General features: G+C 73.7%; 18 protein-coding genes. 11 read left to right on the top strand and 7 right to left on the bottom strand.

From position 1 onward, the window contains the following. The first annotated feature begins 32 nt into the window (after positions 1-32). The 5 genes from ACLE50_RS04960 (at position 33) to glgB (ending at position 7,711) form a co-directional block, all read left to right on the top strand. Positions 33-1,493 carry a maltokinase N-terminal cap-like domain-containing protein gene (locus ACLE50_RS04960; RefSeq protein ID WP_410942137.1) on the top strand — a complete coding sequence of 487 codons (1,461 nt, stop codon included), beginning with the start codon at positions 33-35 and terminating at the stop codon, positions 1,491-1,493. 353 nt (positions 1,494-1,846) lie between these two features. Continuing rightward, entirely contained in the window at positions 1,847-3,088 is a 1,242-nt protein-coding gene (locus ACLE50_RS04955; protein ID WP_410942136.1) for a glycosyltransferase, read from the top strand. Beyond that, complete coding sequence (locus ACLE50_RS04950) at positions 3,085-3,933, top strand: alpha/beta fold hydrolase (protein WP_410942135.1); 849 nt, start codon at positions 3,085-3,087, stop codon at positions 3,931-3,933. The genes ACLE50_RS04955 and ACLE50_RS04950 overlap by 4 nt, the downstream gene beginning before the upstream one ends. Then, complete coding sequence (locus ACLE50_RS04945) at positions 3,930-5,045, top strand: glycosyltransferase family 4 protein (RefSeq protein ID WP_410942134.1); 1,116 nt, start codon at positions 3,930-3,932, stop codon at positions 5,043-5,045. The genes ACLE50_RS04950 and ACLE50_RS04945 overlap by 4 nt, the downstream gene beginning before the upstream one ends. Positions 5,046-5,167: 122 nt before the next feature. Then, positions 5,168-7,711 carry a 1,4-alpha-glucan branching protein GlgB gene (gene glgB, locus ACLE50_RS04940; protein WP_410942133.1) on the top strand — a complete coding sequence of 848 codons (2,544 nt, stop codon included), beginning with the start codon at positions 5,168-5,170 and terminating at the stop codon, positions 7,709-7,711. A gap of 83 nt (positions 7,712-7,794) precedes the next feature. Here the strand turns inward: glgB and ACLE50_RS04935 are convergent, their stop codons facing one another. Then, positions 7,795-8,733 (bottom strand): co-chaperone YbbN, encoded by a 939-nt coding sequence (locus tag ACLE50_RS04935; protein ID WP_410942132.1) that lies wholly within the window; start codon positions 8,731-8,733, stop codon positions 7,795-7,797. 291 nt (positions 8,734-9,024) lie between these two features. Between ACLE50_RS04935 and ACLE50_RS04930 the strand changes: the two genes are divergently transcribed. Then, positions 9,025-9,282 (top strand): hypothetical protein, encoded by a 258-nt coding sequence (locus ACLE50_RS04930; RefSeq protein ID WP_410942131.1) that lies wholly within the window; start codon positions 9,025-9,027, stop codon positions 9,280-9,282. Positions 9,283-9,469: 187 nt separating this feature from the next. On the opposite strand, the gene ACLE50_RS04925 is transcribed toward ACLE50_RS04930, so the two are convergent. Continuing rightward, positions 9,470-9,817: a thiamine-binding protein gene (locus tag ACLE50_RS04925; protein WP_410942130.1), complete on the bottom strand. Its 348-nt coding sequence runs from the start codon at positions 9,815-9,817 to the stop codon at positions 9,470-9,472. Between the two features lie 98 nt (positions 9,818-9,915). Between ACLE50_RS04925 and ACLE50_RS04920 the strand changes: the two genes are divergently transcribed. After that, entirely contained in the window at positions 9,916-10,419 is a 504-nt protein-coding gene (locus tag ACLE50_RS04920) for a MarR family winged helix-turn-helix transcriptional regulator (RefSeq protein ID WP_410942129.1), read from the top strand. 26 nt (positions 10,420-10,445) lie between these two features. Here the strand turns inward: ACLE50_RS04920 and ACLE50_RS04915 are convergent, their stop codons facing one another. After that, positions 10,446-10,766, bottom strand: coding sequence for a hypothetical protein (locus ACLE50_RS04915; protein ID WP_410942128.1), 321 nt, complete (start codon positions 10,764-10,766; stop codon positions 10,446-10,448). A gap of 103 nt (positions 10,767-10,869) precedes the next feature. Between ACLE50_RS04915 and ACLE50_RS04910 the strand changes: the two genes are divergently transcribed. Next, positions 10,870-11,841, top strand: coding sequence for a hypothetical protein (locus ACLE50_RS04910; RefSeq protein ID WP_410942127.1), 972 nt, complete (start codon positions 10,870-10,872; stop codon positions 11,839-11,841). Positions 11,842-11,855: 14 nt separating this feature from the next. On the opposite strand, the gene meaB is transcribed toward ACLE50_RS04910, so the two are convergent. Both meaB and ACLE50_RS04900 read right to left on the bottom strand, forming a co-directional pair. Beyond that, complete coding sequence (meaB, locus tag ACLE50_RS04905; protein WP_410942126.1) at positions 11,856-12,812, bottom strand: methylmalonyl Co-A mutase-associated GTPase MeaB; 957 nt, start codon at positions 12,810-12,812, stop codon at positions 11,856-11,858. A 117-nt stretch (positions 12,813-12,929) separates the two neighbouring features. Continuing rightward, positions 12,930-14,117, bottom strand: coding sequence for an acetyl-CoA C-acetyltransferase (locus ACLE50_RS04900; RefSeq protein ID WP_410942125.1), 1,188 nt, complete (start codon positions 14,115-14,117; stop codon positions 12,930-12,932). Positions 14,118-14,253: 136 nt separating this feature from the next. Here ACLE50_RS04900 and mce point away from each other — a divergent pair, with 136 nt between their 5' ends. From mce to ACLE50_RS04885, 3 genes are all read left to right on the top strand, one after another. Next, a complete protein-coding gene (gene mce / locus ACLE50_RS04895; RefSeq protein WP_410942124.1) occupies positions 14,254-14,709 on the top strand; it encodes a methylmalonyl-CoA epimerase in 456 nt (151 codons plus the stop codon). Positions 14,710-14,956: 247 nt separating this feature from the next. After that, the gene (gene ccrA, locus ACLE50_RS04890) at positions 14,957-16,288 is read left to right on the top strand and encodes a crotonyl-CoA carboxylase/reductase (RefSeq protein ID WP_410942123.1); all 1,332 of its coding nucleotides are present in this window, start codon (positions 14,957-14,959) and stop codon (positions 16,286-16,288) included. A gap of 135 nt (positions 16,289-16,423) precedes the next feature. Beyond that, the gene (locus tag ACLE50_RS04885) at positions 16,424-17,893 is read left to right on the top strand and encodes a coiled-coil domain-containing protein (RefSeq protein ID WP_410942122.1); all 1,470 of its coding nucleotides are present in this window, start codon (positions 16,424-16,426) and stop codon (positions 17,891-17,893) included. A 130-nt stretch (positions 17,894-18,023) separates the two neighbouring features. Here the strand turns inward: ACLE50_RS04885 and ACLE50_RS04880 are convergent, their stop codons facing one another. Both ACLE50_RS04880 and ACLE50_RS04875 read right to left on the bottom strand, forming a co-directional pair. Continuing rightward, positions 18,024-18,260, bottom strand: a complete 237-nt coding sequence (locus ACLE50_RS04880; RefSeq protein WP_410942121.1) for a hypothetical protein — start codon at positions 18,258-18,260, stop codon at positions 18,024-18,026. Positions 18,261-18,398: 138 nt separating this feature from the next. Beyond that, positions 18,399-20,183, bottom strand: coding sequence for a 3-hydroxyacyl-CoA dehydrogenase family protein (locus tag ACLE50_RS04875; protein WP_410942120.1), 1,785 nt, complete (start codon positions 20,181-20,183; stop codon positions 18,399-18,401). Positions 20,184-20,295 lie beyond the last annotated feature (112 nt).

Below are 20,295 nucleotides of genomic sequence, written 5' to 3'. Positions count from 1 at the left end.
GGGGAACGCCGCCGGCAGGAGGGGGACGAGGCGTGGGCCCGACCGGAGCATCCGAGCACGTCACCGCACTTCCCGAACTGCTCCGGAGCTGGCTCCCCGGGCGTCGCTGGTTCGCCGAGAAGGGCAGGCCGCTGCGCTCGGTACGGGTCGAGGAGCGGATCGCGCTGCCGGTCACCGGCACGCACCTGCTCGGGCTCGAGGTGCTCGTCCTGTCCGTCGCCTTCGACGACGACGGCCCCGCCCGCCACTACCAGCTCCACCTGGCCCGCGGCCGGTCCGCGCCCGAGGGCGCCCCGGTGATCGGCACCGTGGACACCGGCTCCGGCAGCTCGGGCAGCTCCGGCGGCTCCGACGGCTCCGACGGCTCCGACGGCTCCGGCGACTCCGACAGCTCCGACGGTTCGGGCGGCGAGACGCTCTACGACGGGCTGTACGACCCGGACGTCACCGGCTGGATCCTGCGCGCGATCGCCGACGGCACCGCCGTGGAGGGGCTGGCGTTCGTGCCCGAGCCCGGCGCGGAGCTCCCGCTGGGCGAGACCGGCCGGGTCGTCGACGCCGAGCAGTCCAACACCTCGATCCGCTGGGGCGAGCACTCGATCCTGAAGATCTACCGGCGGCTGTCGCCGGGCCGCAACCCCGACCTGGAGCTGCACCGGGCGCTGCGCGCGGCCGGGTCGACGTCGGTGGCCGCGCTGCAGGGCGCGATCGAGGGCACCCTCGACGGCGAGCCCGCGACCTACGGGATGCTGCAGGAGTTCGCCGCGGGCTCCGAGGACGGCTGGGAGCGGGCCACCGCCGCCGTCCGCGAGGGCGCCGACTTCACCGGGGAGGCCCGCGCGCTCGGCGAGGCCCTCGCCGAGATCCACACCGCGCTGCGCGACGAGCTGGGCAGCTCCGAGGCCGACCCGGTGACGATGGCCGCGTACTGGAACTCCCGGCTCGACGCCGTCGCAGGCCAGGTCCCGGTGCTCGAGCCGTACGTGCCGGCGATCCGGGCCGCCTACGACGAGGTCGCCGCGCTCGGCGCACCCGTCGTCGTACAGCGCATGCACGGGGACCTGCACCTCGGCCAGACGCTGCGCCGCCGGTCCGACGGGCACTGGCTGGTGATCGACTTCGAGGGTGAGCCTGCCGCCACGCCTGCCGAGCGGCGGGCGCCCGACTCGACGGTCCGCGACGTCGTCGGGATGCTCTTCTCCTTCGACTACGCCGCGTTCCACCACCTGCTCACCCGCTCCGACACGCCCGGCGGCGATCTGGGTTCGGACACCCCGGAGGCCCGCGCCGCGCAGGCATGGGCGGCGGCGAACCGGGACGCGTTCTGCGCCGGCTACGCCGGGCGCGGGGGCGCCGACCCGCGTGCGGCCGCCGCGCTGCTGCGCGCCTACGAGCTCGACAAGGCCGTCTACCAGGTGCTCTACGAGACCCGCAGCCGTCCGGCGTGGCTGCCGATCCCGCTGACGGCGATCGCCCGCGACACCGGCGAGTAGCAGGGACCGGCCCGGGGCGGAACCGGGCCGGCACCCGATGTCACGCCGCGGACACCGGAGTCACACCGGACCTCGCGCACGGGCGGACCGGCCATCGTGGAATCCTCGCCACCAGGGAGGACCGCGATGACACGACGACGCCGGGCACGCCCGGACCGCCCGCGCAGCGCCGCCGGAGCCCCGTCCCGGGTGCCCCCTGTCCGGACCGCGGACGCCCTCCCGGACAATCAGCGGGAGATGTTGCGCGAGAACCCCGACCGCTCCCCGGTCGCCCGACCCCGTCCGGCCGCCCGGGCGCTGTGCGCGCCGTGCCACCGGCCGGTGCCCGCCACGGGCCCGCGGAAGGAGAGCGTGTGCGTGTCCTGATCGGTGCCGACACCTACGCACCCGACGTCAACGGCGCGAGCTACGCGTCCCGCCGCCTCGCCGAGGGGCTCGCCGAGCGCGGCCACGAGGTGCACGTCGTCGCCCCGTCGCGCGGGTTCCGCAGCCGCCCCGCGGCCCGGGTCGGTGCGATCACCGAGCACCGCGTCCGGTCCTGCCCGGTGCCCAAGCCGCCGGACTTCCGGCTCTGCCCGCCGCCCGGCCTGCGGCAGACCGCGCGGGCACTGCTGCGCCGGGTTCGCCCGGACGTCGTCCACGTGCAGAGCCACATGGTCCTGGGCCGGATGCTCCTGACGGCTGCATCCGACCTCGGCATCCCGTCGATGGCGACCACGCACATGATCCCGGAGAACATCCTCCCGGCGATCAGCTTCCTGCCGATCCCGCAGTCCTCGCTCAAGCGGCTCTTCTGGTGGGACGCGGTGCGCGTGCTGGACCGCGCCGGGCTGGTCACCGCTCCGACCCCGCTGGCCGCGTCGATGGCCGAGCGCAACGGTGTCCACGGCCCCGTGCTGCCGGTCTCCAACGGCCTCGACCTGTCCTGCTTCCGCCCCGACGACGGCGACGGCCGCGGCGCCGCGTTCCGTGCGCGGCACGACATCCCGGCCGGCGCACCGCTCGCCGGGTTCGTCGGGCGGCTGGACCGGGAGAAGCACGTCGACGAGCTCGTCCGGGCGCTGCCGCTGGTGCGCGCGAGCCTGCCGGAGGCCCGGCTCGTCGTCGTCGGCGACGGCGAGGAGGCGCACCGGCTGCGCACCGCGGCCCGCACCGCAGGCGTCGAGCACGCGGTGACGTTCACCGGGCGGCTGTCGGACTCCGAGATCCCCGACGTCTACCCGGCGCTCGACGTGTTCGTGAACGCAGGCACCGCGGAGCTGCAGAGCCTGGTCACGCTGGAGGCGATGGCCACCGGCAAGCCGATCGTCGCCGTCGACGCCGGTGCGCTGCCGCACCTGGCCCGCCAGGGCGAGAACGGCTGGCGCTACCCGCACGGCGACGTCGGCGCACTGGCCGACCGGCTGGTGCGGGTGCTGTCGGACCCGGAGACCGCCGCGGAGTTCGGCGCCGCCAGCCTGCGGATCGCCGGGGAGCACTCGATGTCGGTCACCCTCGACACCTACGAGGAGCTGTACCGCACCCGGGCGCGTCCGGTCGTGCCGGTGCGCGCGCTGCGGCGCAGCCCCGACCGTCAGCACCGCCGGGTCGCGTGAGCGCGCCCGCCGCCACCGCGGAGGCCGTCGTCGACGGGGCCCGGACGGCTCTGCACGAGTTCGGCGACCCCGGCGCCCCGCCGCTGCTGGCTCTGCACGGGCTGCGCGGCAGCCACCACGGGCTGGCGCCCATGGCGTCGCGGATCCGCGGGGCCCGCGTCGTCGTGCCGGACCTGCCCGGGTTCGGCGCCTCCCCCGCCTTCGGCGACCGCACCCACGACGTCGAGGGCTACGCGCGCTGGGCGTCGGCGCTGCTCGACGAGCTGGGCCCGGAGGCCTCGCTGCTCGGGCACTCGTTCGGCTCGATCGTCGCCGCCCGGATCGCCGTCGACCGGCGCAGCGCCCCGCCCCGCCGGCTGGTGCTGGTCAACCCGATCGCCGAGCCCGCCGACGGCGCGTCGGGCATCACCCGGATCGGCACCGAGCTGACCGCGCTGCTGCACGAGACCGCGGCCCGCCGCGGCTGGGAGGGGGTGCTGCGGCACCGCCTGCTCGCCGACGCCGCGACCGCGTCGATGACCACCACCCGCGACGCGGGCGTCCGCCACTTCGTCGCGACCGAGCACCGCACGCACTTCGGCACCTTCGCGACGACCACCTCGCTGATCGAGTCCTTCCGCGCCGCGAGCGCCGGGTCGGTCCTGCCGTGGGCGGCGGACCTGCGGGTGCCGACGCTGCTGCTGGCCGGGGCGAAGGACCGTGTCGCCCCGCTGCCCGGGCAGGAACGGCTGGCGGCCGCGATCCCGGCGGAGCACCGGCTCGCGGTGCTGCCCGGCGTCGGGCACCTGGTGCACTACGAGGCCCCCGCCTGGGCCGCCCGGGAGATCGAGGCGTTCCTGGCGTGAGGGTGCTCGTCGACTGCCGCTACATCCGCCCCGGGAAGCCCGACGGGATCGGCCGCTACACCACCGGGCTCGTCCGCGCCCTGCACCGCCTGCACCCGGTGGAGCTGCTGGTCAGCGACCCGGCACAGCGCGCGGGCCTGCCGGACGTGCCGTGGCACCGGCTGCCCGTGCCGACCTCGGTGGCCGAGCCGTGGGTCGCGCGGCGGGTCAACCGGCTGCTCGACTCCCGGCCGACCGTGGTGTTCAGCCCGATGCAGACGATGGGCACGATGGGTCGCCGCTACGCCTGCGTGCTCACCGTGCACGACCTCATCTACTACCGGCACCGGCAGCCGCCGCCGTGGCTGGCCGCGCCGATCAGGGCGATCTGGCGGGGCTACCACCTGTCCTGGGCGCCGCAGCGGTTCCTGCTCTCCGGCGCCGACGTCGTCGCGGTGGTCTCCGAGGCCACCGGCGCGCTGCTGCGCCGGCACCGGCTGACCCGGCGCCCGGTGCGGGTCGTGCCGGACGCGACCGACTTCCACCTGCCCGCCGGCACCGGCGCGCGCACCCGTCCGCCCGGGAACCGGCTGGTCTACGCCGGGTCGTTCATGCCGTACAAGAACGTCGGGACGCTCGCCCGGGCCGCCGCGCAGCTCCCCGACCACGAGCTGCACCTGGTCTCGCCGGTGCCGCCGTCGGTGCGCGACGAGCTGGAGCGGCTGGCCGCACCGGCGCGGCTGGTCTTCCACGACGGTGTCGACGACGACGGTTACCGCGCCCTGCTCGACGGCGCGACCGCGCTGGTCTCGGCCTCCCGCGACGAGGGCTTCGGCCTGCCGGTGCTGGAGGCGATGGCCCGCGGCTGCCCGGTCGTCGTGTCCGACATCGCCCCGTTCCGCGAGGTCGCCGGTGACGCCGGGCTCTACGCCGCCCCCGACGACGCCGCCGGGTTCGCCGCCGCCGTCCGCTCGCTGGACGCGACGTGGCCGGAGCACTCGGCCCTGGTGCGCGAGCGCGCCGCGCCGCAGACCTGGGACCGGGCCGCGGTGGAGCTGCTGCACGCGCTGCGGGCGGCGGTCGCCCGGCACTCCGCTTCGGACTCGGGCGGGTCCTCCGGCGCACGTTCCTGACCCGGTCGCGCAGCCCGGCTGAGCCGTCCGGACGTCGCCCGATCGTGTCGTCACGCTGCGATCCGGCAACGGTCACCGACCGCGTCCGGCGAGCTGTCCGTTCGGCCAGTACGGTTCCGCACGTGACCTCCGAGCAGACGCGATCGACCCGCGCGACGCCCTCCGAGTCGGCTGCTCACGCACCGGATCAGGCGACCACCGACCGCCTCCTCGGTGGTGAGCACCACGACCCGCACGCGGTCCTGGGCGCGCACCCGCACGCCGACGGGACGCTGATCCGGGTGCTGCGGCCGCACGCCGTCTCCGTGGCGGTGCTGCCCAACGGCGACCGTGCACTGGCCCACGAGCTGGAGAAGGTGCACGAGTCCGGGTTGTTCTCCGGCGTCGTCCCCGGTTCCGGCGGTGACTACCGGCTGCTGGTGAGCTACGCCGACGGCTCCGGCGGAACCGACGAGCACGTCGTCGACGACCCCTACCGCTGGCTCCCGACGCTCGGCGAGATGGACCTCCATCTCATCGGCGAGGGCCGCCACGAGCGCCTCTGGGACGTGCTCGGCGCACACCCGCGCGAGTACGAGACGGCCTCCGGCCCGGTGCCCGGCACCAGCTTCGCGGTGTGGGCGCCGAACGCGAAGGGTGTGCGCGTCACCGGCGACTTCGACGGCTGGGCCGGCTGGGCGCTGCCGATGCGCTCGCTGGGCAGCTCCGGGGTCTGGGAGGTCTTCCTCCCCGGCGTCGGCGTCGGGGCGCGCTACAAGTTCCGCATCCTCGGCCCGGACGGGCGCTGGCGGGACAAGGCCGACCCGATGGCGTTCGCGACCGAGATCCCGCCGCAGACCGCCTCGGTGGTCACCACCGACGTCCACGAGTGGGCCGACCAGGAGTGGATGGCCGCGCGGGCGGCGAGCAAGCCGCACCAGGAGCCGATGAGCGTCTACGAGCTGCACCTCGGCTCGTGGGTGCCCGGCCTGGACTACCGCGAGATCGCCGACCGGCTCGTCGCCTACCTCGACGGCACCGGGTTCACCCACATCGAGCTGCTGCCGGTCGCCGAGCACCCGTTCGGCGGGTCGTGGGGCTACCAGGTCACCTCCTACTACGCGCCGACCTCGCGGTTCGGCACCCCCGACGACTTCCGCTACTTCGTCGACACGCTGCACCAGGCCGGCTACGGCGTGCTGGTCGACTGGGTGCCCGCGCACTTCCCGCGCGACGAGTGGGCGCTGGCCAAGTTCGACGGCACCCCCTGCTACGAGCACGCCGACCCGCGCCGCGGTGAGCAGCCCGACTGGGGCACGCTCGTGTTCGACTTCGGCCGCAACGAGGTCAAGAACTTCCTCGTCGCGAACGCGCTGTACTGGCTGGAGTCGTTCCACATCGACGGGCTGCGCGTCGACGCCGTCGCCTCGATGCTCTACCTGGACTACTCCCGTGCCGACGGCCAGTGGCTGCCGAACATCCACGGTGGCCGGGAGAACCTCGACGCGGTCGCGTTCCTGCAGGAGATGAACGCGACGGTCTACCGCGAGCACCCGGGCGCGATCACGATCGCCGAGGAGTCCACGGCGTGGCCGGGCGTCACCCGGCCCACCTACATGGGCGGCCTGGGCTTCGGGTTCAAGTGGAACATGGGCTGGATGCACGACACGCTGGACTACCTCCAGCACGACCCGGTGCACCGCAGCTACCACCACAACCAGATGACGTTCTCGCTGATGTACGCCTTCAGTGAGAACTACGTGCTGCCGATCAGCCACGACGAGGTCGTGCACGGCAAGGGCACGCTGTGGACCCGGATGCCCGGCGACGACTGGAACAAGGCCGCCGGTGTCCGCGCGCTGCTCGCCTACATGTGGGCGCACCCGGGCAAGCAGCTGCTGTTCATGGGCGGCGAGTTCGGCCAGGAGCGGGAGTGGTCCGAGCAGCGGTCCCTGGACTGGCACCAGCAGACCGACGACCCGCTGCACGGCGGCATCACGACGCTGGTCGGTGACCTCAACCGCGCCTACCGGGAGCACTCGGCGCTGTGGTCGCGGGACACCACGCCCGAGGGCTTCGCCTGGATCGACGCCAACGACGCCAACGGCAACGTCTTCTCCTTCCTGCGCCAGGGGGTCGACGCCGACGGCCGCCCCACCGTGCTGGCCTGCATCGCGAACTTCTCCGGCAACCCGCGGGAGAACTACCGCGTCGGCCTGCCGTTCGGCGGGTACTGGACCGAGCTGGTCAACACCGACTCCGGCAGCTACGGCGGCTCGGGCGTCGGGAACCTGGGCCGGGTGCGGGCCGAGCAGGAGATGTGGCACGGCCAGCCGGCGTCGGCGGTGCTGACGCTGCCGCCTGCCGGGGTGCTGTGGCTGGTGCCGGAGGAGGCCGGCTCGTCGTCCGGGGACGAGGCCGCGACGGAGTCCGCGCCGGTGGTGGCCGGGCCGCCGCCCGCGGTGCCGGCCGACGAGGTGCCCGCGGAGCCGGACGAGACCGATGTCGAGGCTCCGGCGACGCCGAACGACGGGTTCCGGGCGTCCGGTGAGTTCGTGGCCCCGGCCGGCAGCAGCGTCGCGCCCGCGGAGGGCACGGTCGGGCGGCACGCCCTGCGCAGCGGATCGTTCGTCACCGGCACGTCCGGCACCGGGGCGTCGGAGACGGGCAGCTCCGCCCGCGACTGACCGGTTCCTCGCGCACCGTTCACGCACAGTGCCCCGTCACCAGCGGTGACGGGGCACTGTCGTCGTTCGGGCCGGGCCCGGGATCAGAACAGGGCGCGGGCCAGGGCGCGGCGGGCCTTGGTGACCCGCTCGTCGTCGGCCGGGAAGAGCTCGAACAGCTCCAGCAGCCGGGTGCGGGCCTTCTCGCGGTCGTCGCCCGCGGTGCGCGCGACGGTGTTCACCAGCCGGGTGAAAGCCGGTTCGACGTCGTCGGCTGCCATCTCGGCGTCGGCGGCGGCGACCTGGAGGTCGACGTCGTCGGGGCTCGCGTCGGCCTGCTGGACCGCCGACGGATCGGCCGCCTCGGACCGGGCGAGGAACTTCGTCTGTGCGAGTGCGGCCTTCGCCTGCTCGTTCGCCGGCTCGGCGTCGAGGATCGCCTTGTAGGCGGCCTCGGCGGCGGCGTAGTCACCCTGCTCGAGGTGGTCCTCGGCGGCGGTGAACCGCGGGTCCTCCGGCTCCTCCTCGGGCTCGGCGTCCCCGCCGGACGCGGCGCGCGCCTCGCCCTCGGCGATTCCGGGCATCCGGTCGCGCAGGGCATCGAGCAGGGACTTCACCCACTCCGCGGCACGGTCGTCGGGGATGGAGCCCTCGACGGCGTCGACCGGCTGGCCGTTGGCCAGGACGATCACGGTCGGCACCTGCTGCGCGCCGAATGCCTGCGCGATGCGGGGCTGGTCGTCGACGTCGACGCGGGCCAGGCGCCACGCGCCGCCACCGGCCGCGGCGAGCCGCTCCAGCTCCGCGGACAGCTGGCCCTCACGCGGGTAGCGGCCGGCCCACAGCTCGACGACCACGGGAACCTGCAGCGACGGCTCGAGGACCGCGGACTGGAAGTCCTGCTCGGTGGCGTCGACGACCCACTGGCCGGAGCCGCCACCTGCGGCAGTGCCACTCTTCGCGCCGGTGGAGGGACGGTTGGCCGCGTCGGCGCGGGCCTTCAGACCGGAGAGGTCGACCGCTCCGGCCATGGCCGACGACATGGCCGCACTCTGGGCCGCCTGACGAGGATCTGGACGAGACACGCCGTCCATCCTGGCACGCGGGCGCGGGCGGTGTGAGACACCCCGGACGGGGACGGGTCGTGGGCTCGTCACCGTCGTGGTGCCCGCCCACCGACCGCTGCGGACCGTCGCCGGAGGAGTCGGCCACCTCACCCGCAACATCGCCACGGCCGGCTCGTTGGACCCCCGAGAGCGACCACACGGTCACCGACAGTCACACACCGCGACGGCGTCGATCACGCCGCCGGGACACCGGAGGAAGCGAGTCACATGAGCAACCTGCAGACCACCACCAAGCCGACCCTCGCCTACGTCGCGCTGGCCCTCGGGGTGGTCGGCATCATCGGCGGGATCTTCGTGCCGCTGGCAGGCTGGGTCCTCGGCCTGGCCGCCCTGGTCACCGGCTTCCTGACGACGAAGCAGCCGTCCCTGGCCAAGCTCGGCCAGATCGCCATGGTGATCGGCTTCGTCGCGATCCTGGTCGGCGTGTTCTTCTTCAGCAGGACGATCGCGGGCGGCATGGCCTGAGGACCTCCGGTGCCGCGCGACGCGGCGCCGCCACCGCCGTCCGGCCTCCCCCGGTGCATCGGGGTGACGGCTCGACGAGCGGCCCCACGGCCGGTGACGGGTGTTCCGTCACCGGCCGTCGGCGTTCCGGACGCCCTGTTCACGAGCACCACCCGCACCACCCGGGCCGTCACGCCCGGGCGCCCCCTCACGCGCCGTCGTCGCCGCGCAGACGCTCCTCGACCCGGTCCACCTTGGCGCTCAGCTGACCGGTGTAGCCGGGGCGGATGTCGGCCTTGAGCACCAGACTCACCCGCGGCGCGACCGCCGTGACCGCCTCGACCGCCTGCTTGACGACGGCCATGCCCTCGTCCCAGGTCTCCGACTCGATCGTCGTGAACATGGAGGTGGTCTCGTTCGGCAGCCCCGACTCGCGGACCACCCGGACGGCCTCGGCGACCGCGGCGCTGACCCCGCCGTCGGAGCCGTCCCCGGACCCGTCACCGTCTGCGGAGCCCGTCCCGCCGGAGGGCGCGATGCTGAACGCGAAGAGCATGTCCCACAGCCTGCCACGAGCAGGTGGCGCGACCGGCCGGATCGGACATCCGGCGCGGGAGCGGATCCCCGCCGGACACGGCTTGCTAGCGTCCCCGCATGGCACACCACGGGTCGCTCCCCTTCGACCCGATCCAGCGCGCGGCCGAGCTCTGGGAGGAGCGGGTCGGCCCGTCGCGCACGATGGCCACCGTGACCAGCGTGATGCGGGTCCAGCAGATCCTCCTCTCCGCCGTGGACGGTGCGTTGAAGCCGCTCGGGCTGACCTTCGCCCGCTACGAGGCGCTGGTGCTCCTCGACTTCGCCCGCCGCGGCAGTCTCCCGATGCGGGTCATGGGCGAGCGGCTGCAGCTGCACCCGACCAGCGTCACCAACATCGTCGACCGGCTGCAGGGCGACGGGCTGGTGCGGCGGGTACCGCATCCGACCGACCGGCGGGCCACGCTCGTCGAGCTCACCTCCGAAGGCCGTGCCCGCCTGGAGAAGGCCACCGCGGCGGTCACCGCGATCGAGTTCGGCCTCGACGGCCTCGACGACGCCGGGAAGGAGCAGCTCACGAGCCTGCTCCGCACCGTCCGGCACGCGAGCGGCGACTTCGACTGAGCCCGGGGCGCGTGCCCCGGCCCCGGTCACTCCCGCCGACGCCACCACCAGCGGCGACGGCGGGAACGTGTGGGCGGCCCGTACTCCTCGAAGTGCCCGAGGTCGCGGGCCCGGCCACGCCCGAGCAGTGGCCCCGGCCAGGTCCGCATCACCCTTCCCCGCCGCGGCGAGGGCGGGCGCAGCATCCAGCGCACCGTGACGTGCCCGGCCAACCCGCCGGCGACCCCGCCGAGCACTGTGCACGCCGCCCAGCCCGCCCATTCCCCGCAACCGGTTCCGGCCGGGCACCGGGCCAGCCCCTCCGCGCCCAGCCGTCCCGCGAGGCAGACCCACTCGTCGAACCACACCGCTCACTCCCCGTCCGCGCCGATGCGCCACCGTCGACATCTGTTGACACACTGTTGCGTCAACAGCGTTGACAGTACGTCCCACCACCGACAGAATCGGATCGTGACCACGACGACGGAGCACTCCGGCTCCCGCACGGACGCTGTCGACCCGGTGCCGGCACAGGGTGGCGAGCGGCTGCGTGCGGCCCGGCGCGAGCGCGGCTGGTCGCAGTCCGCCGCCGCCCGGGAGCTGGCGGCACTGGCCGAGCGCGGCGGGGTGGCCGGGGCCACCGCGGGCAGCCTCAAGACGCAGCTCTCCCGCTGGGAGAACGGGCACACGACACCGGCCCCCGAGCAGCGGGCGCTGCTCGCCACGCTCTACGAACGCTCGGAGGACGAGCTGGGGTTCACCCGCGTCACCCCGCCTCCGGAGCGGGCGGGTGCCGCCGACCGGCTCCGCGCCGCCGTCGGTGCCGCCGACGCCGTCGACGACGAGGCGCTCGCCGCCCTCGCCGGCCAGCTCCGCGCGACGACCGCACTCGACGCCACCCTGGGAACCGCCGCCGCGTACGAGTCACTGCGCGCCCAGGTCTCCCAACTGGAGGAACTGGCCGACCACTGTCGCCGGGAGGACCGGGGCGCCGCACTCGCCACCCTGGTGGCCGAGGCCGCGGCCCTGCTCGGCGAGCAGGAACGGGACCGGGACGCGCCCGACCGGGCGTGGGCGGCCTGGACCACCGCACTCGCCGCCGCACAGCGGGCGGACCGCTCCGACCTGGCCGACGAGCTGCGGGCACGGCGGACCCGGCTGCTGGACGAGGCCGGGATCGACGCCGACCCGTGGCCGGACGCCCCGTCCGCCGAGCGGCCGGGCCTCCACGGCGCCCCGGTACGGCTCGAGGTCACCACCGACCTGCACGGGCCACGACGCCCGGTGCGCGCCGAGCTGGAGGAGCTGGTCGAGACGGCCGTGGCCGCCCGGGCCGCAGGACACGCCGACACGGACGCGGCCACCCGGGCGAGGCAGCTCGCACTGCGGACGGGGTCGGTGCGGGCCCTGGCGCTGCTCGACGAGGCGGAGCGGCGGCCGTGACCGTGCGCGCGAGGTCAGCCGGCGTCGTCGAGGAGCCGGTCGGCGGCAGCCCACGGGTCGAGCTCACCGGCGAGAACCTGCCCGGCGAGACCGGGCAGCTCCCGGCCGCCGCGCACCCGCTCCATCCGGGCGCGGACCTGCTCCATGCCGATGGCCTCGATCTCGCGCCGGACGCGTTCCCGGCGCCGGCGATCGCGGTCGCCGGACTTCTCCGACCAGACGCGGTGCTCGTCGAGGGCGTCGGCGAGTGCGTCGATCCCCTCGCTGCGGGCCGCGACCGTCGAGAGCACCGGGGGCTCCCACGGCTCACCGGACTCGGCCTCGCGCAGGTGGAGCATGGTGCGCAGTTCGCGCACGGTGCGCCGGGCACCGTCGCGGTCGGCCTTGTTGACGACGAAGACGTCCCCGATCTCGAGGATCCCCGCCTTGGCGGCCTGGATGCCGTCGCCCATGCCCGGCGCGAGCAACACGACGGTGGTGTCCGCGAGACCGACGATCTCGACCTCGGACTGCCCGACGCCGACGGTCTCGATGAGCACCACGTCGCAGCCGGCGGCGTCGAGCACCCGCAGGGCCTGCGGCGTCGCCCAGGACAGGCCGCCGAGGTGCCCGCGGGTGGCCATCGAGCGGATGAAGACGCCGTCGTCGCCGGCGTGCTCGCCCATCCGGACCCGGTCCCCCAGCAGCGCCCCGCCGCTGAACGGCGAGGACGGGTCGACGGCGAGCACCCCGACCGTGCGGCCGCGGGCGCGCAGCGCGGAGACCAGGGCCGACGTGGTGGTGGACTTGCCGACACCGGGTGACCCGGTCAGCCCGACGACCTGGGCCCGTCCGGTGTGCGGGGTGAGCGCCGCGGAGACCTCACGGAGTTCCGGCCCGGCGTTCTCGACGATCGAGATCAGCCGAGCGACGGCGACCTGCTGCCCGCCGAGCGCCCGTTCGACCAGGTCCTGCAGATCGAGTCCGGGCACGGGCGCTCCTCCCATCTCGTGACGCGTGGGGGTCCTGCGGAGCACAACCCCGCCGAACCCCCACGAGTCGACCACGACGACGGCCGCGGCACCCATCCGGCACCGCGGCCGGGACGATCAGGACTTCGGCACGCTCAGGATCAGCGCGTCACCCTGGCCACCGCCACCGCACAGCGCAGCCGCGCCGGTGCCACCGCCACGGGCACGCAGGGCCAGGGCGAGGTGCAGCGCGAGCCGGGCACCGGACATGCCGATCGGGTGGCCGAGCGCGATCGCGCCGCCGTCGACGTTGACCTTGTCGTCGTCGAGGCCGAGCTCGCGCGCGGACACGATGCCGACCGCGGCGAACGCCTCGTTGATCTCGACGAGGTCCAGGTCGGCGGGCGTGATGCCCTGCTTCTCGCAGGCCTTCCGGATCGCGTTCGACGGCTGCTCGTGCAGGCTCGCGTCCGGCCCGGCGACGACGCCGTGCGCGCCGATCTCCGCCAGCCAGCTCAGGCCGAGCTCCTCGGCCTTGGCCTTGCTCATCACCACGACGGCGGCGGCACCGTCGGAGATCTGCGAGGCGGTGCCTGCGGTGATCGTGCCGTCGGCCGAGAAGGCCGGCTTCAGCTTGCCCAGCGACTCGGCGGTGGTGTCGCCGCGGACACCCTCGTCGGTCTCGAAGACGACCGGGTCGCCCTTGCGCTGGGGGATCTCGACCGGGGTGATCTCCTCGGCGAAGGTCCCGTCCTCGGCAGCGCGGGCGGCGTTCTGGTGCGACCGGGCGGCGAAGGCGTCCTGCTCCTCGCGGGTCAGGCCGTAGCGCGCGTTGTACTTCTCGGTCGACGCGCCCATCGCGACCTGGTCGATCGCACAGAACAGGCCGTCGTGCTGCATGTGGTCGAGCAGCGTGGTGTCGCCGTATTTGGTGCCCTCACGCGACTTGGGCAGCAGGTGCGGCGCCTGGGTCATCGACTCCTGACCGCCGGCGACGACGATGTCGAACTCCCCGGCACGGATCAGCTGGTCGGCCAGCGCGATCGAGTCGATGCCCGAGAGGCAGACCTTGTTGACGGTCAGGGCGGGCACGTCCATGGGGATCCCGGCGTCGACCGCGGCCTGGCGGGCGGGCATCTGCCCCGCACCGGCGGTGAGCACCTGGCCCATGATCGTGTACTGCACCTGGTCGGGGGCGACGCCGGCGCGCTCGAGCGCGGCCTTGATCGCGATCCCGCCGAGCTGAGCGCCCGAGAAACCCTTCAGGGATCCGAGCAGGCGGCCCATCGGCGTGCGGGCGCCGGCGACGATGACGGTTCCGGACACGGATCCTCCAGCAGCATCTTTGGCAGGTGGGCGGTCACCATAACCATCTGCGGTGCTCGCGCGGACGCACCTAACGGGTGGGGTGACCAGTGGCACAGGAGCCTACTGACGAGTAGAAGCGGTACGTTCTGCCCCCATGACGACAACCGACGAAGCTCTGTCGCCGCTGGTCGTGGCCGTCGACCACGTGGGCATCGCCGTACCGGACCTCGACAAGGCGATCGCCTGGTACGCCGAGAACCTCGGCCTGGTCTCGGTGCACGAGGAGACCAACACCGACCAGGGTGTGCGCGAGGCGATGCTGGGGGCGCCCGGCGAGGACGCGGGCGCGACCAAGGTGCAGCTGCTGGCCCCGCTCGACGAGACCTCGACCATCGCGAAGTTCATCGACCGCAACGGCCCCGGCCTGCAGCAGGTGGCCTATCGGGTGACCGACGTGGCCGCCGCGGCGGACGCCCTGCGCGCCAAGGGCCTGCGCCTGCTCTACGACGCCCCCCGCCGGGGCACCTCGGACTCCAAGGTGAACTTCGTGCACCCCAAGGACGCCGGCGGTGTCCTGGTCGAGCTGGTCGAACCGGCCGCCGGACACTGAGCCACCCAGAGTCACCCGCTCTGTCACGCCCGGCTCACCCCGTCCCGAAGCACAGTACGGGCGTCCCGTGCACTGGATCACGATGCTCTCGTCGGGTATCACGACCTCGGCGACGAACGATTACGATACTGCGCAGTAACTTGCGGTATCCCAAGCAGACCCCGGCTCCCGAGCCGGGATCGCTGCACGGCTCGGGACCGCGTGCTCGTGCCACTCCCCTAGCAACGTCGCCATCGGAGGACCAGCAGTGAAGGACATCCGCGACGCCATCCTCGCCGGAGAGTTCGCCGACGTCGGCGGCCTGGAGGTCCCCGAGACCTACCAGGGCGTCACCGTCCGGGCCGAGGACACCGACATGTTCGAGGGCCTCGAGACCAAGGAGAAGGACCCCCGCCGGAGCCTGCACCTCGACGACGTCCCGGTGCCGGAACTCGGACCGGGCGAGGCCCTGGTGGCGGTGATGGCGAGCGCCATCAACTACAACACCGTCTGGACCTCGATCTTCGAGCCGCTCTCGACGTTCAACTTCCTCAAGCGCTACGGCAAGACGTCGCCGCTGGCCAAGCGGCACGACCTGCCGTACCACGTGGTCGGTTCCGACCTCGCCGGCGTCGTCGTGCGCACCGGGCCGGGCGTGAACAACTGGAAGGCTGGCGACCAGGTCGTCGCGCACTGCCTGTCGGTCGAGCTGGAGAGCCCGGACGGGCACTCCGACACGATGATGGACCCGGAGCAGCGCATCTGGGGCTTCGAGACCAACTTCGGCGGGCTCGCCGAGCTGGCACTGGTGAAGTCGAACCAGCTCATGCCGAAGCCGGACCACCTGACCTGGGAGGAGGCGGCCTCGCCCGGGCTGGTCAACTCGACGGCCTACCGGCAGCTCGTCTCCCGCAACGGCGCCGACATGAAGCAGGGCGACGTCGTGCTGATCTGGGGCGCCTCCGGCGGCCTCGGCTCCTACGCGACCCAGTTCGCCCTCAACGGCGGCGCCACCCCGGTCTGCGTGGTCTCCTCCCCCGAGAAGGCCGAGATCTGCAAGGCCATGGGCGCGGACCTGGTCATCGACCGCAACGCCGAGGGCTACAAGTTCTGGTCCGACCCGCAGACGCAGGACCCGAAGGAATGGAAGCGCTTCGGGGCCAAGATCCGCGAGCTCACCGGCGGCGAGGACCCGGACATCGTGTTCGAGCACCCCGGCCGGGAGACCTTCGGGGCCTCGACCTACGTGGCCCGCAAGGGCGGCACCATCGCCACCTGCGCGTCGACCTCGGGCTACATGCACGAGTACGACAACCGCTACCTCTGGATGAACCTCAAGCGGATCGTCGGCTCGCACTTCGCGAACTACCGCGAGGCGTTCGAGGCGAACCGGCTCGTCGCGAAGGGCATGATCCACCCGACGCTGTCGCGGGTGTACCCGCTGGCCGAGACCGGCCAGGCGGCGTACGACGTCCACCAGAACACCCACCAGGGCAAGGTCGGCGTGCTGGGCCTGGCGCCCGAGGAGGGCCTCGGCGTCACGAACCCGGAGAAGCGCGAGAAGTTCATCGACGGCATCAACCGGTTCCGCGGCGTCTGATCGCTCACCCGTTCGACACGGAGTATCCGCCCGTCCGAGGGACGGGCGGATACTCCGCTCGGTGGCAGGTGAACCTCATGACGTCGTCGAGCTCACAGACTTCCGACGGACGGCGGCGCAGGTACGGTGACACCCATGGCCGGTGACCACGATGTACCCGTCCCCCGGACCGGTTTCACGGTCGGACGACGGGGCTACGACCAGGCTCAGGTGGACAGTCACCTGCGCCGGCTCGATGCCGAGGTGCGGATGCTGGCCGCCGACCGGGACGCGGCGGTCGCCCAGAACAGCCGGCTGAGCCGCGAGCTCGACGACGCGCGGTCCCGCGCCGAGGCAGCCCGGCAGCAGGCCAACCGGCTCTCCGGCCCGCCGCAGAGCGTGCAGGGCATGAGCGAGCGCCTCCGGTCGATGCTCCGCCTCGCCGAGGAGGAGGTCGCGGAGATGCGCGGCCGCGCCGACCGCGAGATCGGCGAGCAGCGCCGCCAGGGCGAGGAGCACGCCCGCACCGTCATCGAGCAGGCCCGGGCCGAGGCCGCGCGGATCGCCGCCGACGCCGAGGCCCACCGTGCCGACCTGGACCGCCGGGCCGAGGAGCGCGAGCGGGCCCTGCGCGACGAGGAGAACCGCGTCCGCTCCGAGCTCGCCGATCTGCGCACCCGCACCGAGGCCGAGCTCGCGGAGAACCGCAACAGCACCGAGGCGGAGCTGGCCGAGAAGCGCCGGGTCACCGAGGCCGAGCTCGCCGAGGCGCGCAGCAGCACCGAGGCCGAGCTTGCGGAGGCCCGCAGCAGCACCGAGGCCGAGCTCGCCGACCTGCGCTCCACCACCGAGCGCTCGCTGGCCGAGCAGCGTCAGAACACCGACCGTGACCTCTCCGAGCAGGAGCGGACGGTCAACGAGCGCATCACCCGGGCCGACACCGAGGCCCGCGAGAACCGTGAGCAGGTCGAGCACGACTTCCGGATGGCGATGGACCAGCGCCGGGCCGAGGCCCTGACCGCGCTGATCGCCGAGCGCGACGGGCTGTCCGACGAGATCGCCCGCCGTCGCGCGAAGGCAGACGAGGAGATCCGCGTCGCCCGGGAGAAGGCCCGCGCCGAGACCGACCGGATGCGCGAGGACGCCCGGCGCGACGCCGCGGACGTCACCGAGCGCGCCCGTCGTCGCGTCCAGGAGCTGGGTGACCTGCGCACCCGGATCGCCGAGCAGCTCGACGCCACCCGCTCGCTGATCGAGGGCGGGGTCGGCGACCTGGGTACGGGGCCCGCCGTTCCCGCGCCGGAGGGCGTCCCCGGCGAGGGCCCGGGTGCGGTGCCGGCGACTCCCTCGGCATCCGGGGCAGCGCCACGGGCGACGCCGCAGAACCGCGGCCAGGGGCAGGCCCAGTCCCCGGGTACGACTCAGTCCCCGGGGCAGGCCCAGCACCCGGGACAGACTCCGGCGGCCGCCGGGCATCCGAACGGTGGCCCGCACGACGGCCGCCACCGTGACGACCGCCCCAGGGACGACCGCCCCAGGGACGACCGGCCCCGCGACGACCGGCCCCGGCCGACGCCGCAGCCCCGCAACGGCCAGTCCGAGCAGCCCGCTCAGACCTCGCGCTGACGCGGCGAGCCCCACGGCGCCACCACGTCCCGGCACCGCGCGGCCCGAGCGGCCCGGGCCCCGAACGGCGCGCGCCCCGGGCGGCGAGCCGGGCACCCGCGGAGCCGCCGCTGCAGCGACCGTCCGGGCCTCAGTGCCGCCGGAAACCCGGCCGTCGCCGGTCCCGGGCGTTCCAGCACGGCTGGTGCCAGTGCCGCCGGTCCTCGACCCCACCGGTGTCGTCCGCGGGCCACGCCACGACGTGCGGCGTCCCCGACGGCAGCAGCTGGTCACATCCCGGGCACCGGTAGGTCTTCACCGAGGATCCGCCGGGCACCCGGCGGACGTTCCACTCGCCGTCGCGCCCGCTCTCCTGCGACGTGATCATGCCGCTGCCGAGCGGAGGCGCGACGGGACGGCCCCGCCCCCTCTCCGTGGGGCGGGGCCGTCTCGAACGTCCGCGGGCCATGAGCCCATTCTCCCAGGCCGTGCCGGGCACCGGGTCCCGGCGCCGGACCCGCGTGGCTCAGCGCTTCGTGTAGTCCCGGAACCCGTGCCCGGTCTTGCGGCCCAGCCGCCCGGCGGTGACGAGGTGCTCCAGCAGCGGCGCCGGCGCGAAGCCGGCCTGGTGGAACTCCGAGTACAGCGAACGCTCGATCGCCAGGGACACGTCGAGCCCGACGACGTCGAGCAGCTCGAACGGCCCCATCGGCAGCGCACACCCGGTCTTCATCGCGGCGTCGATGTCGTCGGCGGTCGCGTAATGCGCCTCGAGCATCTTCACCGCGTCGTTGAGGTACGGGAACAGCAGCGCGTTGACGATGAACCCGGCGCGGTCGCCGCAGCTCACCGGCACCTTCTTCAGGTTCTTGGTGACCTGCAGGATCGTCGCCGACACGTCGCGCGAGGTACCGATGGTCGACACGACCTCGACCAGCTTCATCACCGGCGCCGGGTTGAAGAAGTGCATCCCGATGACGTCGCCGGGCCGGCTGGTCGCGGCCGCGCACTCGACGACGGGCAGCGAGGACGTCGTCGTCGCCAGGATCGCGCCGGGCTTGCAGATCTCGTCGAGCGCCCCGAACATCGCGCGCTTGACGTCGAGCTCCTCGGCGACCGCCTCGACCACCAGGTCGACGTCGGCGAAGTCCTCCAGCGCGGTGGTCCCGGTGATCCGGCCGATGATCGCGTCGCGGTCGGCCTCCTCCAGCTTGCCGCGGGCCACGGCCTTGTCCAGGGACTTGCGCACGTGGGCGATCGAGGCCTCGACCTTGGAGTCGCTGCGCCCGCGGACGACGACGTCGTAGCCGCCCTTGGCGAACACCTCGACGATGCCCGAGGCCATCGTCCCGGTACCGACCACGCCGACCCGCGTGACGTCGCGCAGCGTGACGTCGGTGGGGATGTCCGACTCCGGGGTCTCGCCGTCGGCGACGATCGTGGAGCTGTGCGGCGCCTCGTAGGTGTAGAAGCCGCGCCCGGTCTTCCGGCCCAGCAGCCCCGCGGTGATCATCTGCTTGAACACCGGGTTCGGGGCGTGCATCAGGTTGCGCGACTCGCGGTACATCGTCTCGAGGATCTCGTAGGCGGTGTCCAGCCCGATCAGGTCGAGCAGCGCGAGTGGGCCCATCGGGTAGCCGCAGCCGAAGCGCATCGCGGCGTCGAGGTCCTCGCGGCTGGCGTAGTGCTCGGCGTACATCTTCGCCGCGTGGTTCAGGTACCCGAACAGCAGCGCGTTGGCGATGAAGCCGGCGCGGTCGCCGATGACGACCGGGACCTTGCCGAGGGAGTCGGCGAAGGCCTGCACGTCGGAGACGACGTCCGGCTCGGTGACGACGGTCCGCACGACCTCGACCAGCTTCTGCACCGGCGCCGGGTTGAAGAAGTGCATCCCGACGACCTTGCCGGGCCGCGTGGTGCGCACCGCCAGCTCGGTGACCGACAGCGACGAGGTGTTCGAGGCGAGGATCGTGTCCTCGTCCACCACCTTGTCGACCTCGGCGAACACCGACGCCTTGGCCTCCAGGCTCTCCGGGATCGCCTCGACCACCAGCTGTACCGGCGCGAGGTCGGCCAGGGCGGTGGTCACCGTGATGCGCCCGAGCAGCTCGTCGGCCTGCTCCTGGGTGAGCTTGCCGCGCTCGACGGCGCGTCCGGTGGAGGCCTCCAGGTGGGCCCGTCCACGATCACCGGCGGAGGCGTCGACCTCGACCGCGATCACCTCGAGGCCGTTGCGGGCGAAGACCTCCACGATCCCCGCGCCCATCGTGCCGAGGCCGATCACCCCGACGGTCCGGAACTCGCGTGCCACGCTGCAACCTCCCGATTGGACAACTCTGTCTTCCACGTCGGGGGCGATCCTGCCATCCGGACGGCTACTGATGGGTAACGTGCGACCAGGGCCACCTGGTCGAGAGGTCAGC

This window comes from Pseudonocardia phyllosphaerae, from assembly GCF_046546475.1.
Classification (GTDB): Bacteria; Actinomycetota; Actinomycetes; order Mycobacteriales; family Pseudonocardiaceae; genus Pseudonocardia; species Pseudonocardia phyllosphaerae.
This window is presented reverse-complemented; position numbering and strand designations above follow the sequence as displayed.

Coding starts and splice junctions, on each gene's coding strand:
- ACLE50_RS04925 (WP_410942130.1), bottom strand. CDS start 9,817: ATGCTCTTCGCGTTCAGCATCGCGCCCTCCGGCGGGACGGGCTCCGCA.
- mce (WP_410942124.1), top strand. CDS start 14,254: ATGACGACAACCGACGAAGCTCTGTCGCCGCTGGTCGTGGCCGTCGAC.
- ACLE50_RS04930 (WP_410942131.1), top strand. CDS start 9,025: ATGAGCAACCTGCAGACCACCACCAAGCCGACCCTCGCCTACGTCGCG.
- ACLE50_RS04920 (WP_410942129.1), top strand. CDS start 9,916: ATGGCACACCACGGGTCGCTCCCCTTCGACCCGATCCAGCGCGCGGCC.
- ACLE50_RS04935 (WP_410942132.1), bottom strand. CDS start 8,733: ATGTCGTCGGCCATGGCCGGAGCGGTCGACCTCTCCGGTCTGAAGGCC.
- ACLE50_RS04885 (WP_410942122.1), top strand. CDS start 16,424: ATGGCCGGTGACCACGATGTACCCGTCCCCCGGACCGGTTTCACGGTC.
- ACLE50_RS04880 (WP_410942121.1), bottom strand. CDS start 18,260: ATGATCACGTCGCAGGAGAGCGGGCGCGACGGCGAGTGGAACGTCCGC.